The organism is Lysinibacillus sp. NPDC059133 (assembly GCF_042755925.1).
GTDB lineage: Bacteria > Bacillota > Bacilli > Bacillales_A > Planococcaceae > Lysinibacillus.
In genome coordinates this window covers 1-14,821 of record NZ_JBHZDH010000083.1, presented here as the reverse complement: position 1 = coordinate 14,821, position 14,821 = coordinate 1, and the positions used below count along the sequence as shown (strand labels likewise).

Below are 14,821 nucleotides of genomic sequence, written 5' to 3'. Positions count from 1 at the left end.
AACATACTATAAAATGAACCTTTCTTTAGATTGAATCGTTACATTACTATAAAAAATAGAGGAGTTAACAGTTATGGAAGAGCAAGATTATTCAAGACGCTCACAGCGCCCCCAAAAACGGCGCTTGCGTAAAGGGAGAGCATTCTTCACATTGATATTACTTTGTGTCATCGTAATTGCAGGTTATTCCGTTATGCAATATCGAAGTGGACTCAAATTGGCAAGTGATACAAAGGTAGCTCAAGAGAATTTCAAGGGCGACCCAGTAAATGGCGATGTGGAAAACTATTTATTATTAGGGATTGATACTCGTGGTGAAGAAAAATCACGTACAGATACAATGATGGTTTTATCGTGGAATAAGAAAACAAATGATATGAAACTCGTGTCACTCATGCGAGATATTTATGCAGAGATTCCAGGTTATAAATCCTATAAACTTAACACGGCTTATTATTTAGACGGTGTTCAATTATTAAAAGATACGATCGGCAATATGTTTGGCTTACCGATTCATCATTATGCAATTATTGATTTTAAAAATTTTGAATCACTGGTAGATATTTTAGCGCCAAATGGAGTTGAAATCGATGTAGACAAAGATATGTCCGAAAATATTGGGGTTTCATTAAAACAAGGTGTCCATAACTTAAACGGTAAAGAATTACTTGGCTTTGCCCGATTCCGTCACGATGCTGAAGGGGATTTTGGTCGCGTAGCACGTCAGCAAAAGGTTATCGAAGCCTTAAAGAATGAAGTTTTATCACCTCAAAATATGTTGAACTTACCAAAATTCGTTGGTGCAGCACAAGGATATATAACAACGGACTATTCATCAGCTGAAGAGGTTCAACAAGTGCTGAAAATGGTGTCGAAAGGTAAAGTCAAAATAGAAAAAGCAACCATTCCAATTGAAGGTAGTTATAGTTTCAAAAGCTTTAGTGGTGTTGGTGATTCAATTGTTATGGATGTAGAGAAAAACAAAGAATTTTTACGTAAATTTTTAGGCATTTCCTTAGAGTGATTTTTCGCAAAATCCAAGATTATCCTGTAAAATAAGGGTATAGGATTGGTATTGGGGTGATTAGATGGAAAAAGACAGACCAAATGAGCGTTCGAATTTCTTTTCAACGAAGTTTATTCGCTTTATAGGTGGTAAAAACTTATTTTTTACACTGATTGTTTTATTATTACTAGCATGCGTTATTTTTATGTTCCAACAAGTTTCCTTTATATTTACCCCGCTAAAAGTTTTATTTGAGGTAGTTATTCTACCAGGGGTACTAGCCATTATTGGGTATTATTTATTTCGTCCAATAGTAGGGATTTTCGAAAGATGGCGGATCCCAAGGGTTTGGGGTATCTTTCTTCTATATATCATTTTGATTGGTATCATAACGTTATTAGTAGTACTTGTCTATCCGTTTTTACGAGACCAGTTTACTAATTTAGCACAGGAATTCCCAGGGTATTTTATGGCGTTCACACAAAATATTGCTGATTTTTTCAATAATTCACGTATCAACGACTACTTAGATAAAATTAATTTAAACTATGATTCAATGGTGAAGAATTTTACTACGGATATGGTGGAAACGGTAAAAGATACGGCTGCGAATTTAGCACAAGGCGTAGCATCTGGAATTACTGGCTTCGTTTCAACTTTAACGGGAATTGTTCTATCATTAGTGACGGTGCCATTTATTTTATTTTACTTACTTAAAGATGGTGAAAAACTACCGAGCTTTATTATAAAAATTTGTCCGCCACGTATGCGTAAAGAAGTACAAGAAATTTTCCACGATATGGACAAGCAAATTAGTTCCTATATTCAAGGCCAAATTTTGGTGTCAATGTGCATAGGTTCAATGGTGACCATCGGCTTTTTAATTATCGGTATGAAATATGCCTTATTGCTTGGCTTCCTTGCTATGATTACGAGTGTAGTTCCATACTTAGGGCCAGTCATTGCCATTACGCCAGCGGTCATTATCGCTCTTGTTACATCACCATTCATGCTTATTAAGCTGGCTATTGTTTGGACTGTCGTGCAGCTCATTGAAGGGAAATTCATTTCTCCGCAAATTATGGGTAAATCACTGAGTATCCATCCAATTACCATTATTTTCGTGTTATTAACGGCGGGTTCTTTATTTGGCGTACCAGGTGTCATTTTAGGGATTCCAGGCTATGCCATCATTAAAGTGCTTGTGACACACTTATTCAAGCTATTTAAACACCGTTATAATCGTTACGAGGATGAGATTCATCAAAAATATGATGTGTAAGAAGAGACAGTTACTGCGAAATTGCAGTAGCTGTTTTTTTATTAATTTGATCCTTGCATTAACGATAAGAATCTTCCACTTAAGAGGTGTCAATATGTTAACCTTATATTAGGGGTTGTAAAGAGGATGGAGGGAATAGAGAATGAATTCTATACCGATTAATTTACAAGAGAAATTAGCTAAATTCCAAGATCACTGGTCTCCAAAGGTTATTGCTGAAATGAATGATTATCAATTTAAGCTAGTCAAAGTACAAGGGGATTTTGTTTGGCATAAACATGAAGATACAGATGAAGTCTTTATCGTCATTGAAGGGAATTTAATCATTGAATTTCGTGATGGAAAAGTTACTTTGAAGGAAGGGGAAATGTTTGTTGTTCCACGAAATGTCGAGCATAAACCTTACGCTGCATCCGAATGTAAAATTATGCTTGTAGAGCCTAAAGGTGTTGTGAATACTGGACAAGAACAAACGGAGCAAACAGCAGAAAATGATGTTTGGATTTAACTTTTCATTATGAAATATACGCAACAGTACCCTTCCAACCATTAAAGTTAGAAGGGCTTATGTTGTTTATAATATTTTTTTTGGTGTAGCTTGCACTTGCGCTAAACGATCACCATCATCTAATCAAATATACTCTAAAATTACTTAACATCGAAATGGGGGTTACGTATATTGAAACTGGAAAGGCTCTTATCTATTATTATTCTTCTACTGAACCGTCGAAAGGTGCAGGCTAAGGACCTGGCGGAGCAGTTTGAGGTATCTATTCGGACGATATACCGAGATATTGACTCCATTAATGCAGCCGGCATCCCGATCATCACCTATCAAGGAACAAACGGTGGTATTGGTTTGGCAGAAGGTTACCGTTTGGATCGAAATTTGCTAACAAATGACGAGCTTGCTACTATCGTTACCGCTCTTCGCAGTATTTCCACTTCATACGGCAAAGAGCAAAACCAACGACTTGTAGAAAAAATAAATAGTGTCGTACTACCAGCACATGAAGAAGAATTTCAACATAAGACAAATCGCGTACTAATCGATTACTCCCCTTGGGATGGTATTGAACGTCTCCGTCCGAAACTACAACTATTAGACGAAGCAATAGATAGCAGTATATTAGTGTACTTCACCTATTCGAATGCAGAAGGTGAAGTATCCAAGCGAATAGTAGAGCCACATATGCTTATGCTGAAAGGAAGGCAATGGTATCTACAAGCTTATTGTCTAGAAAAAAAGAGTTTCGCCTTTTTAAACTAAAAAGAATGAAAGGGCTCGAGGTAGATCGTGAAAGAAACTTCATTCGTCGAGATCCAGCTACTCAGAAGCATGTCGAAGGCAAGCGTAAATTCAAGCCATCCGATGTACCAGTAGTTGTCTTTCGATTCCAGGATGAAGCTCGGCATTTAGCAGAAGAATGGTTTGGTATTGAAGAACTTTTGCCAGTTGAGGATGGCAGTTGGCTAGTAAAAAAGGCGTATCCAGAAAATGAATGGCTCTATAGTTTCATTCTTAGCTTGGGACATCATGTAGAGGTGCTTGAGCCTCAACATTTACGGGAAATCATTGCTAGTCGTGCGGAAAAAATAGCGATCATTTATAAAAATGACAAAGCAACCTGACAATCAGTTGTCAGGTTTATTGTTTTATACTGGTTTCATTCTATAATAAGGAGAATGATTTTGGATGAAACAAAACGAACAAAAAAGTATGACTGAATGGAATCACGTATCGTCTGAAGATAACATTACTACGAAACGAATTGAACCTAGCCGAATTGAGGTATTATCCTCCTTCACGTTAGCTGGAATTAGTACCTTTACAACAAATGAAGCCGAACGAAGCCAAGATGGCAAAATTGGTAAGTTGTTTGAAAATTTCCATTCTCAAAATATTGGTAAGAAGCTAGGAGCTCATATCCAAGAGGATGGTCATTATAGCTGTTACTTCAACTATGAACAAGGAGATGCGGGACTTTATGAAGTAATGGTCAGCGTACATATAAAGGAAGAATTACAACTTCAAAACCTAGATATGATTAAAGCATTTACTGTACCTGCTGCAAAATATGCTGTATTCGTCACAGAACGTGGACCCATTATAGAAATGGTTCAGCGTACTTGGGCTGATATTTGGCAATGGTCACAGCAGCCAGGGAATAACCGAGCATTCACAGGTGATTTTGAATATTATAGCAAGGATATTAACCCAGAGGACGGACAAGCAGAAATTTATATTTCGATAAAATAGCTTTCATGTTGTACTAGACAATTTGAATCGCTTTTAGAATTTTATTAATCGTACGATTGAGTATGGATTAGTTTGTTATTTTTAAAAAAGGAATGATGTATATGAGTACAATAGAAAATAGCAAGGTAGAGGAAGTGTTCAAACAGTATCCTAAACACATTCAGTCGAAACTATTGATTCTTCGCCAGTTAATTTTGGATACGGTTATAGAGACAGAAGGCGTAGATCATGTGGAAGTAACGTTAAAATGGGGAGAACCTAGTTATATCACAAAAAAAGGGAGTACAATTAGATTAGGCTGGAAACAGTCAAGCCCAGATCAATATGCCATGTATTTTAACTGTAATACGAAGCTAATTGATACGTTTAAAGAGGTTTATCAAGATTTATTCAACTATGAAGGTAATCGAGCGATCGTTTTTGCTGTAAATGATGAGATACCAGTAAATGAATTAAAACAGTGTATTGCATTGGCACTCACTTATCATACTCGAAAACATCTACCAATGCTTGGGATATAATAACATAAGTTCTGCTCGACCTAATTGTTAGGCTCATTATGAATAAAAGTACCCTATAAGAGAGACTTTTTTTAAGTGTCTTTCATATAGGGTACTTATTACGTAAGGGATGCTTTTTATTATAAGGGTTTCCCATGATTTAAACATTACTCTAATTTTTCTAGAATGGAATAAATACCTGGAGACTCTTCAATTAGAAATAACTTGTCATCCTCTTTGACATTATATATAACAGTTCCTTCATCGTAAGAATTGGAAGTTAAATTTTCCTTTTCGATATCAGAGGATGGTACTCTTCTTTTTATTTCACCAAATACTTCGCCCGTTGAATATTTTTCATGTTTTGTTAAATCATAAGAGGCATAAATTGTTCCATTTAAATTTACCATGGGTACATACGATTGTTCTTGTTCTTTATCTAACGAAATATCATTTTCTTGAATTGTTGAACAGCCATTCAAAACTATTATTACAGCCACTATACACACCAAAATATTATACTTCAAAAACTCTCATCCCTTCATTATTTCGCTTTCTATCTTAGACGTCTGATTAACTAAGTAGGTTACCATTTTTGGATATTAGTTTAATATGATATAATACATGGAAATTTTAATGGGAAATTAGTAATATATTATATTGAAAGGAGAGAGTGTCTTATGAAAAAGGTGATCGTAACAATCGGGATCATCATTTTACTCGTTGGAGCGTTCGTATTTTACAACAAACTCTATCTTCCTCCACTCCCAATAGAACATATAAGTAAAAAAACAGTGATAGAAAAAGTAAATGATTCCGAGACACGAATGGTTAAATTGTCGAACGAAAACGGTCAAGAATGGTATGGAATAAAGGGAAATATATCCGCAGCTGATGAAATGATTAAAGAAATGCTTGATCAAAATGGTTGGATTTTTAAACAAAAGGAGGGGAATGGCCTCTTCTTTGAAAGACATGGCGAAAGCTTGATTGTGTCGACACAAATGTGGACTGGAGACTATGTGTTAGTGAAAATCCCCGCCAATTTTAACGAATAAGCAATAGTAAAAACCCTTCCAACCATTAAAGTTAGAAGGGTTTGCATGTTGTTTAGATGATTATTTTTGTGATGTAACTTGCACTTTTGCTAAACGATCAACAGCTTCTTGCAACAATTCTTTTGGTTGTACTAAGGCTAAACGTAAATAGCCTTGTCCAGCCGAGCCAAATACTGTACCAGGAACTGTCACGATGCCAGCTTGTTCAATTAGTTTAAAGGCTAGCTCTGTACAGTCAATATCGTATGGATATTTTGCCCAGACAAACATGCCACCTTCAGAAGGAGCTGCATCCCATCCTAATGTATGTAAGCCGTTCATTAATGTTTTATGGCGTTCTGAGAATGTTGCACGTAAGCCTGCTGTAATTTCCTCCGCGTTATCAAGCGCTACGACTGCAGCATCTTGAATTGGTTCGAAAATACCGAAATCTAAATTTGATTTTAATTGTTTTAAGATCGAAATCATCTCAGCGTTACCCGCGATATAAGCGATACGTGTACCAGCAAGGCTAAAGCTTTTCGATAATGAGTTAATTTCCATTCCAACTTCTTTTGCGCCAGGAGTGGCTAAGAAGCTAATTGGGGCATCACCAGTAAAGTAGAACTCAGAGTATGCTGCATCATGTAGAACGATGATGTTGTATTTTTTCGCAAAGGCAATGACTTTTTCAAAATAGGCTAATGAAGGCATTGCAGGCACAGGATTACCTGGTAAGTTTAAAATTAATAGTTTTGCTTTTTGCGCAATCTCTTCAGGAACAGCATCTAAGTCTGGTAAATAATCGTTGTCAGCTGTTTGAGGCATATAGTAAGGTGTTGCGCCTGCTAGATGAATTCCTGCATCATAGGCCACGTAAGCTGGGTTTGTGGATAATACGATATCCCCTAGATCACAAAAGGCGATTGGTAAATGTACTAATCCCTCTTGAGAGCCAATCGTTTGAATGATTTCAGAAGCGGGATCTAAACCTACATTGCTACGACGTTTATAATAACGACTAACAGCTTCATAAAAACGTTGCGTGCCTGTTAATGTATAGCCGTAGGATTCTGCTAAACCTGCTCTATACGATAAATGCTCGCGAATTTTAGCGTCTGGGGGAAGGTCAGGGCTACCTAAGCTTAAATCAATCATTTTCATGCCTTTCGCTTCTTGTTGCTTAGCATGATTTTTTAAATCTCCGAAAATTGCTGGTGTAAATAAAGACATTTTTTTTGATGGTACGATTTTCAAACTAGTACACTCCTTATAGTTCTATAACAGAATAGTAGTACACATTTTATCATACTAAAGCATATAAAGGGAAAGTTATTCTGAAAAAAGAATATATTTCTATAATAAAGAAGATGTGTGCATAGACTAGCGGAAATAATTTAACTTCTTTCAGCAAATTGCTGAAAGAAGTTAAAGCCTCCGGCGGATGTCACAGAATCGGAAAGGAGTGCTTTGTGCAGGCACAAAGCCGATTCCTGACGCAATTATGCCGAGGCATAATTGATAATGATGGAAACAATATTATATGACGGAAAAAGTGATACGTTTCTGCTATCATGAAATAGAAAGGAGCTGACAGTCATGAATGTTTATTCTTTAAGTGGTCCAAGTGGAACAGGGAAAAGTACAAGCGCACTAGTTTTCGCCCATAAAATCGGGGTAGAGGCTCTTATTGATGATGGTCTTCTCATTGTCAATGGTGTGAAAGTAGCTGGAATCTCCGCAAAATTTGAGAAAAATACGATCACAGCCGTTCGTCGAGCCATTTTTACAGATGATACACATCGTGATGAAGTAAAAAAAGCACTTGATACATATAAAGTACAGTCAATTTTACTGATCGGCACGTCCGATAAAATGACAAAAACGATAGCTCGACAGCTTGAACTTGGTCCAATCGATACATATTACTATGTTGAGGATGTACGTTCTCAAAAGGAAATTGCAAAAGCTCGCTTTATTCGACAGACGCAAGGAAAGCATGTTATGCCAATACCTTACCGTCAAGTCGAACAAAACTTTTTTAAACGCATCGTTCAAAAAGGGATAGAGATTTTTTCTCCAAAGCGTGAAAAAATAGGGGAAACGACAATTGTTCGACCTGATTTTCAACAAGAGTATATCGAAATTGCTAAGCATGTTTATGTGCAGCTACTAACGTATTGCTGTGCAAAGCAATATATTGTACAGAAAGTCGAGCACGTCCAATTCGTTTTAGGCGATTTAGCGCAAGCTACGATTACATTACAGCTTAAGCTCCCTATTACTTATTCCATACCAGATCGATTGTATGCATTACAAAAAACGATACAGAAGGAATTTTATCAGCATTTTGGGTATGAACTAGATGCAATTCATCTCCACATTAAGTCGGTAGTAATAAAGAGAAAAACCTAAAAAACAGGTACTCCATTCGCAAGAGGGGCGAGCAGAGTACCTGTTTTATTATTTTGATTGACGTGTAAATTGTGGCTGACGTTTTTCTACAAAGGCACGGCAACCTTCCGCAAAATCCTTTCCGACAAACGGTGTTGAACCTTGCCATAATGTTGGTACACTGTCCACACATTCTTGAACAGATTGCTTCACAGCTAGTAAAGATTCAGGTGACATGCCTGCAACAAGCTTACCCATGCGAATCATGTATTTATTTAAGTCTTTTTCAGCTACTAAATAGTTAAGCATACCAAGCTTAAAGGCTTCTTCAGCTTTAAACATACGACCTGTAAACACTAAATCCTTTGTTGTAGAAGGGCCAACTAGTTGAACTAAACGCTGTGCAAATTTGTTATTTAAGGTGATCCCTAATTTACCGACAGGGATACCGAGCTTTGCTTTTTCAGAGCCGATGCGAATATCACAAGCTAATGCAAGCTCTAAGCCAGCACCCATTGCAGGACCATTAATGACGCCAATCGTTGGAATTGGTAAACGCTCAATTGTGGAGATCGTTTTTTCCATATGTACAAACGCTTCTTCGGCTTTTTCAAGGGATATGGCGTTGAATTCTTTAATATCAGAACCAGCCGTAAAATTTTCGCCAGAGCCGCGTAAAATCAATACTTTATTTTTCGGATTATCTAATACTTGTAGGGCAATTTTAGCTAATTGATCCCACATATTTGCTGTTAGTGCGTTTTTAGCCTGCGGGCGATGGATCGTAATAATCGCTAGCCCAGCTGTTTCTTGATAAATAATTTTTGCGTCTTCTGCTTCAAGTCGAGTTGTTTTTACTTGCATACTTGAAAAGCCCCCTACATGTTATAGTTGATACTCTTATTATATAACACAAACGGAAATAAACACTAAATTATACGAATTTTCATGTAAATTAGCCTAGTTATACAAGAATAATGTCATTTTAAAGAAATTGTACTACAACAGAGTGCGAAAAATTACTATTGTAAGAAAACAAAAGATGTGGGACACTGCTATAGGATCATTTGTTTCCTCATTTTGAAAGAAGCATTTGAACACGAGAAGTATGATAGTGTATAAATGCTACAGATTATCCGACATTACAATTTATATGAATGAATTATAAACTAACGCCCCGAAAATATAGTAAACTTAAATAAAACACGCACAGTTACTAAGGAGGTCGCAAGATGGTCACACTAGTGGAAGCATGGAATAGCTATTTTTTACTTTTAAACTCTTTGAAGAAAAGTGCTGCTACGAAAAAGCAATACAATATAGATGGACAGCAATTTTTAGCGTTTGCTCATGACAATAACTACTTGTATGTAGATCATCATGTAAAAGAATTGTTATTTATATATAGTAATTATTTGAAAGAGACCTACGCAAATGTCAACACGTTTAATCATAAAATTGCTACATTACGAGGCTTTGTAGACTTTGTCTTTTTAAGAGAGTGGGTGGAGCCTTTCGACTATGAGGGCATTTTACAGCCAAAAAAGAGACAGAAAGAGGCTTTGACATTACTGACAAAGAAGCAATTGATGCAAATTGCGAATGTCTGGCCAACTTATTTTCAATACGCTAAAACAACGGAGCATGCTTGGCTAGCAAGACGTAATGGCTGCATTGTCCAAATACTGATGGAAACAGGATGTAAGCCAGCAGAGCTTGTACGTATGAAATGGTCTCATATTCACTTCGACTCATCGCTGATTTACATTGCTAATCAAAATGGTCGTAGAGAAATAAAGCTTTCTTCAATAGTAATGGACATGCTTGCGCACTATAAAGAGGCTACAGAGGAATTACATAAAGAAAAGTTAGGAGAATGGCTTTGGGTTAGCGAGGCTAGTCAATCAAAAGCCATCTCAACAAAAACAATTGAGCGAATTTTCCAAACGATATCAAAGGATATCGGCACAAATGTAAGAGCCACGGATTTGCGCTATACCGTCATGCAAAAGGCATTTCAAAGTGAAAAAACAGTCGAAAATATTCAGGAAAAAATGGGCTATGTACGAAAATGGGTGCTTACTGAAAGACAGGGGCGTTTTGAATAATGATGGATTTTCATTTAGTGTCAATTATTTTGTAATTGCAGATGAGATGGTATTTTTTGGGGGAGAAAAATTAACATCTAACGTTTAAATTATGCACCTTTCATCATTCCTTAAATAGCTCATGAATTAATGTACTTAAAGTAGAAAATAGGCAATACATTTTCATATTAGTTTCGGTGAACCGTATCATAAATAAGTGCGGTTTTATAATTGATAAAAAGAAATAACAGATTATAAGTCGCGCCTTTTGAGTAAAATACAACCTTTATGGGAATTTTGAAATTTGTTATGATAAAGAAAATGTAAAATAAATGATATAAAGTCGACGAAATAGATTAGCCTCGTTACATCCAAACAATATCATTTGTTATAAAGACTTTTAGTTGAAACCTAATTTTGTCTATGAAAAATTCTGCATTTTTATTTTGCAATACACAAATGTAGCTTATAAATCAAATTTTCTATATGAATACTAATGGGAGGTAGAACATGAATGGAAGAAAAGATATTTTAAATGCTTGGATTACGATAGAGCAACTATCAGAAGGTTCTATTAATAAAAAAGATAAATCGCTAAAGCCTTTACATACTACAAAGGAGGAGGACTGGAATAAGTTTTTTTCAGACTTTTTAACTAAACAAAAAGAACAACAAAATGTATCAGATAAGTCCTTTAAGAAGTCGGGCTTAGTATTATATTTTGATATTTTCAATTTTCAAGAAGTTGTTGCTATATTGAGGGAGAAATACAAGATTGCTAAAACCTATGAAGAAGTTAGTAACTCTGACAAATTCACCTTCTCTTTATATTTTGATAACCAATTAAATTTTATAGCAGACAAATTGTTCTTTACGATGAGCGGTTATATCCACGAACATGGTGATTTACCGAAAGATTTTCTAAAAGTTGAGAACTCATTTAGAGAAGATTTGAACAGGAAATTTGATGAGGACTTTAATATCACAATGTCTGAACTTTTACAAAAGTATAATGTTTCCACAGAAAACTTTCGCTATAAATTTGTGAAAAATTTGGATAATGGAGATGTAAATCTACATTCGTTCTTTATAGAAGATCTGAAAAAAGCAAAGACAATCACTAATAAAAATTTGGATCGATATTTTAATGGCTTTTCTGGAGATAGGAAAAATCTAGATAGCAATAAAGAATCAGAAAATTTTAACTTACATATTTTCGAGACAATTGCTTTACAACCTAAATTTTATCCGTTAGGACGTTTCCCAAGTAATCCTGATAATCCACTTTCATTCATGCAACAGGTAGCGGTAAACCTAGCTTTAAATGATAAAAATGATATTCGTAGTGTTAATGGGCCACCAGGAACAGGGAAAACAACACTGTTGAAAGATATCTTTGCTGATTTAGTAGTACAACAGGCAGCGTTAATTTCACAGCTTTCTAATAAAAATATTCAAGGTAGTCTAGTTTATTGGAAAAATGCTAAACTTGGCGTTTTACCGCAATCCATTTCAGATAAAAACATTATTGTTGCAAGTTCAAACAATGGGGCAGTCCAAAATATTGTTAAGGAGTTACCAAAGAAAGAAAAGATTGCTGAAGATTTTCAAAATCAACTAGTGCAAGCGAATTATTTCAAAGATATTTCTAATTCTAAATTAACCGGTGAAGGTTTCGGAAAGAATCGTAACATTATAAGTGAGCTTTTAAATGAAGAAAATTGGGGTACATTCTCGTTAGAAGGTGGAGCGTCAACAAACATTAACAAATTACTTTTAAACATTGAAGTAATTGAAAAAGATTTAGCAGAAAATTATCATGCGAATACAGGTGTATATCAAGAATTCTCACGTCTCTATGATGAGTTAAAAATTGAAAGAGAAAAAATGCAAGAATATAGTGAAAAAATGTATTCTCTTCGAAAATTAAAAACCAAGCATAAGAAGCAATTCATTACTTTTGAACAAGAAGAAAAGAAGAAACGAACAAATTTAATTTCACAGGAAAAAGAAGCGAAGTGTGAACTTGAAAGACTGAGACAAGAAAGCGTAAATCTGCAAAAAAATTTATCGAATGCTTCTATTGAAATTGAAAATTTAACTAATGTACAAGTTCAAGCAGAAAGGAATTATGATGTAGTTACTTCACAAAAGCCAAGTTTTTTATGGTTTCAGAAAATATTTAATAAATCAAAAGTCGAGCAGTATTTCAAGAATCTCAATAGTGCGAATGACTATTTAAATCAACTTTCTCAACAAAAAACTAAATTGTTGAATGACCGCATGCAACTCGAAAATGGGTTAAAGGAAAATGTTACAAAAAGTGAGTATGCTCAAAAACAAATTCAGGACACAAAAGCTGACTTCGGTCGATGGATGACTACTCAAAAAAATGATTTAAAAAAATTGGAACAAGAAATTGTGTTATTGGAAAAACTTAAATTTCAAAGTGGTATAAAGGAACTGGATTTTTCACTATCATATGATGAACTTCAAAAGTCTAATCCATGGTTTACAGAGCAGTTCCGTATTTTACAATCAGAGTTATTTATTTCTGCCTTAAAAGTTAGAAAGCAATTCCTTTATGAAAACAGAAAGAGTTTGAAAGCGGCAAGGATTATTTGGAATAAACAGTCTGAATACATAGGAAAAGAGAATGGACATCAGTTAATTTCAGAATCATGGCAATGGTTGAATTTCACAATCCCTATTGTCAGCACTACTTTTGCGAGTTTTGGTCGTATGTTTAAAAATCTTAATGAAAATTCAATAGGTAATCTATTCATAGATGAGGCTGGTCAAGCACTACCGCAAGCTAGTGTTGGCGCAATTTATAGAAGTAAAAAGGTTATGGTTGTTGGGGATCCCTCACAAATAAAACCAGTAATGACGTTAGACTCAAATGTTCTGAATTTGATTGGAAGATATTACAAAGTTGATGAAAAATTTGTCTCTGCTGATGCATCTACTCAAACAATTGTGGATGCCGCAAGCCAGTATGGTTTCCAAAAAAATGATGATGAATGGATTGGTATACCACTTTGGGTGCACAGACGTTCGAACTATCCGATGTTTACGATTTCAAATGAACTATCGTATGATGGGCTGATGGTACAAGGTAAAACAGAAGATGAGTCACAAGGAAAATCACAATGGTATAATTCAACCGGAAAAGCAAATGACAAATTTGTTAAAGAACAAGCTGACTTACTGAAAAGTCTGATTGAAAAACGTTTGCAGGAAAATCCACATTTAGTGGACGAAATCTATGTTATATCCCCATTTAGAAATGTAGCTTATAATCTTGCACGAGTTTTAGATGAAATTAACTTCACGAAACGAGAAAATGGGAAAACAACGAATGTTGGAACTGTTCATACTTTTCAAGGGAAAGAAGCAAAAATTGTCTATTTCGTTCTTGGAGCTGACTCTAATAGCAGTGGGGCAGCAGAATGGGCTGTTTCTAATCCAAATATGATGAATGTTGCAGCAACACGAGCTAAAGAAGAATTTTATGTAATTGGCGATAAGAAATTGTATGCATCACTTGGTAGTGAAGTGGCAAATAAAACGATTTCGATTATTGACGACTATAATATGTAATCCAATGAATATTTAATTTGCAAATTAATACTGGAGTAGAATTAGTTATTATTTTAAACATATGGAGTTGGATAAGGTAGTTGTTTTCGAATTAAATTCTGCATATCTAGCATCTTCTTACAGCGAATTTAATATAGAAATGACAATGTTACCTGAAACTGATAAAATCTTTAGTCAATAATATAAGAGTACGAACCAGATGCACGACTTTTCTTAGATCCAACTTCGAAAGTAAGTAGTCAAGTTGAAACATTCTCTCAATTCTATTTTTGAGATAAAGTAACAGCAAAATCTAAATCAGTTACAGGTACAACTGAAAAAGATGCTACTGTACAAGTTTATAACGGGCAAACATTATTAGGGGAAGCAAAAGCAAAAGCAAATTCAAAAGGGAAAATCACTGTGAAGATTAAAGCCCAAAAAGCTGGCACTAACCTAACTGTTGTGGCTAAAGATAAGGCTAGAAACAAAATTGAATCAGCTGTCATAGAAGTTGTATCTAAATAACAAATACTTATATTTAGTGTCATGAAAAAATAAAAAGGGCTGTCATAAAGTAATATGTACCCTTTGTAAAGGACATTTTAAAAAAGGTTAGGCAACTTTCTGAAGCTGCTGTCTGTATTTTGCAGGCGGCAGCTTATTTAAATTC

Annotated in this window: 14 protein-coding genes and 1 pseudogene; 12 read left to right on the top strand and 3 right to left on the bottom strand. The window is 35.2% G+C overall.

Annotated features, from left to right (window positions below; all coding sequences use genetic code 11):
* The first annotated feature begins 73 nt into the window (after window positions 1-73).
* The 7 genes from ACFXN8_RS25025 (at window position 74) to ACFXN8_RS25000 (ending at window position 5,069) form a co-directional block, all read left to right on the top strand.
* Window positions 74-1,024 carry an LCP family protein gene (locus ACFXN8_RS25025; RefSeq protein WP_376077422.1) on the top strand — a complete coding sequence of 317 codons (951 nt, stop codon included), beginning with the start codon at window positions 74-76 and terminating at the stop codon, window positions 1,022-1,024.
* 64 nt (window positions 1,025-1,088) lie between these two features.
* Window positions 1,089-2,288 (top strand): AI-2E family transporter, encoded by a 1,200-nt coding sequence (locus ACFXN8_RS25020; protein ID WP_386848142.1) that lies wholly within the window; start codon window positions 1,089-1,091, stop codon window positions 2,286-2,288.
* A gap of 142 nt (window positions 2,289-2,430) precedes the next feature.
* Window positions 2,431-2,796: a cupin domain-containing protein gene (locus tag ACFXN8_RS25015; protein ID WP_386848141.1), complete on the top strand. Its 366-nt coding sequence runs from the start codon at window positions 2,431-2,433 to the stop codon at window positions 2,794-2,796.
* Between the two features lie 171 nt (window positions 2,797-2,967).
* Window positions 2,968-3,558, top strand: a complete 591-nt coding sequence (locus ACFXN8_RS26545) for a helix-turn-helix transcriptional regulator (protein ID WP_483869469.1) — start codon at window positions 2,968-2,970, stop codon at window positions 3,556-3,558.
* 5 nt (window positions 3,559-3,563) lie between these two features.
* Window positions 3,564-3,920: a helix-turn-helix transcriptional regulator gene (locus ACFXN8_RS26540; protein WP_483869468.1), complete on the top strand. Its 357-nt coding sequence runs from the start codon at window positions 3,564-3,566 to the stop codon at window positions 3,918-3,920.
* Window positions 3,921-3,984: 64 nt separating this feature from the next.
* Window positions 3,985-4,548: a GyrI-like domain-containing protein gene (locus tag ACFXN8_RS25005; protein WP_376077432.1), complete on the top strand. Its 564-nt coding sequence runs from the start codon at window positions 3,985-3,987 to the stop codon at window positions 4,546-4,548.
* Window positions 4,549-4,649: 101 nt separating this feature from the next.
* Entirely contained in the window at window positions 4,650-5,069 is a 420-nt protein-coding gene (locus ACFXN8_RS25000) for a DUF1801 domain-containing protein (RefSeq protein ID WP_386848140.1), read from the top strand.
* Window positions 5,070-5,215: 146 nt separating this feature from the next.
* Here ACFXN8_RS25000 and ACFXN8_RS24995 read toward each other — a convergent pair whose 3' ends face one another.
* Window positions 5,216-5,575: a hypothetical protein gene (locus ACFXN8_RS24995; RefSeq protein WP_386848139.1), complete on the bottom strand. Its 360-nt coding sequence runs from the start codon at window positions 5,573-5,575 to the stop codon at window positions 5,216-5,218.
* Between the two features lie 153 nt (window positions 5,576-5,728).
* On the opposite strand from ACFXN8_RS24995, the gene ACFXN8_RS24990 reads away from it, so the two are divergent.
* Window positions 5,729-6,106 carry a hypothetical protein gene (locus ACFXN8_RS24990; RefSeq protein WP_386848138.1) on the top strand — a complete coding sequence of 126 codons (378 nt, stop codon included), beginning with the start codon at window positions 5,729-5,731 and terminating at the stop codon, window positions 6,104-6,106.
* A gap of 60 nt (window positions 6,107-6,166) precedes the next feature.
* On the opposite strand, the gene ACFXN8_RS24985 is transcribed toward ACFXN8_RS24990, so the two are convergent.
* Complete coding sequence (locus ACFXN8_RS24985; protein WP_386848137.1) at window positions 6,167-7,342, bottom strand: aminotransferase class I/II-fold pyridoxal phosphate-dependent enzyme; 1,176 nt, start codon at window positions 7,340-7,342, stop codon at window positions 6,167-6,169.
* Window positions 7,343-7,684: 342 nt separating this feature from the next.
* Here ACFXN8_RS24985 and ACFXN8_RS24980 point away from each other — a divergent pair, with 342 nt between their 5' ends.
* Window positions 7,685-8,500, top strand: a complete 816-nt coding sequence (locus ACFXN8_RS24980; RefSeq protein ID WP_386848136.1) for a hypothetical protein — start codon at window positions 7,685-7,687, stop codon at window positions 8,498-8,500.
* Window positions 8,501-8,548: 48 nt separating this feature from the next.
* Here ACFXN8_RS24980 and ACFXN8_RS24975 read toward each other — a convergent pair whose 3' ends face one another.
* Complete coding sequence (locus ACFXN8_RS24975; RefSeq protein ID WP_376077449.1) at window positions 8,549-9,343, bottom strand: enoyl-CoA hydratase/isomerase family protein; 795 nt, start codon at window positions 9,341-9,343, stop codon at window positions 8,549-8,551.
* A 368-nt stretch (window positions 9,344-9,711) separates the two neighbouring features.
* On the opposite strand from ACFXN8_RS24975, the gene ACFXN8_RS24970 reads away from it, so the two are divergent.
* The 3 genes and pseudogenes from ACFXN8_RS24970 to ACFXN8_RS24960 all read left to right on the top strand — a co-directional run.
* Window positions 9,712-10,587: a tyrosine-type recombinase/integrase gene (locus ACFXN8_RS24970; RefSeq protein WP_386848135.1), complete on the top strand. Its 876-nt coding sequence runs from the start codon at window positions 9,712-9,714 to the stop codon at window positions 10,585-10,587.
* 489 nt (window positions 10,588-11,076) lie between these two features.
* A complete protein-coding gene (locus tag ACFXN8_RS24965) occupies window positions 11,077-14,169 on the top strand; it encodes an AAA domain-containing protein (RefSeq protein ID WP_386848134.1) in 3,093 nt (1,030 codons plus the stop codon).
* A 288-nt stretch (window positions 14,170-14,457) separates the two neighbouring features.
* Window positions 14,458-14,676: pseudogene (locus ACFXN8_RS24960) on the top strand (Ig-like domain-containing protein); the annotation flags it as partial.
* Window positions 14,677-14,821 lie beyond the last annotated feature (145 nt).

Excerpts from the sequence above, each read along its gene's own strand:
- ACFXN8_RS25025 (WP_376077422.1), top strand. The coding sequence starts at position 74 with ATGGAAGAGCAAGATTATTCAAGACGCTCACAGCGCCCCCAAAAACGG.
- ACFXN8_RS25020 (WP_386848142.1), top strand. The coding sequence starts at position 1,089 with ATGGAAAAAGACAGACCAAATGAGCGTTCGAATTTCTTTTCAACGAAG.
- ACFXN8_RS25015 (WP_386848141.1), top strand. The coding sequence starts at position 2,431 with ATGAATTCTATACCGATTAATTTACAAGAGAAATTAGCTAAATTCCAA.
- ACFXN8_RS26540 (WP_483869468.1), top strand. The coding sequence starts at position 3,564 with ATGAAAGGGCTCGAGGTAGATCGTGAAAGAAACTTCATTCGTCGAGAT.
- ACFXN8_RS25005 (WP_376077432.1), top strand. The coding sequence starts at position 3,985 with ATGAAACAAAACGAACAAAAAAGTATGACTGAATGGAATCACGTATCG.
- ACFXN8_RS25000 (WP_386848140.1), top strand. The coding sequence starts at position 4,650 with ATGAGTACAATAGAAAATAGCAAGGTAGAGGAAGTGTTCAAACAGTAT.
- ACFXN8_RS24990 (WP_386848138.1), top strand. The coding sequence starts at position 5,729 with ATGAAAAAGGTGATCGTAACAATCGGGATCATCATTTTACTCGTTGGA.
- ACFXN8_RS24980 (WP_386848136.1), top strand. The coding sequence starts at position 7,685 with ATGAATGTTTATTCTTTAAGTGGTCCAAGTGGAACAGGGAAAAGTACA.
- ACFXN8_RS24975 (WP_376077449.1), bottom strand. The coding sequence starts at position 9,343 with ATGCAAGTAAAAACAACTCGACTTGAAGCAGAAGACGCAAAAATTATT.
- ACFXN8_RS24970 (WP_386848135.1), top strand. The coding sequence starts at position 9,712 with ATGGTCACACTAGTGGAAGCATGGAATAGCTATTTTTTACTTTTAAAC.
- ACFXN8_RS24965 (WP_386848134.1), top strand. The coding sequence starts at position 11,077 with ATGAATGGAAGAAAAGATATTTTAAATGCTTGGATTACGATAGAGCAA.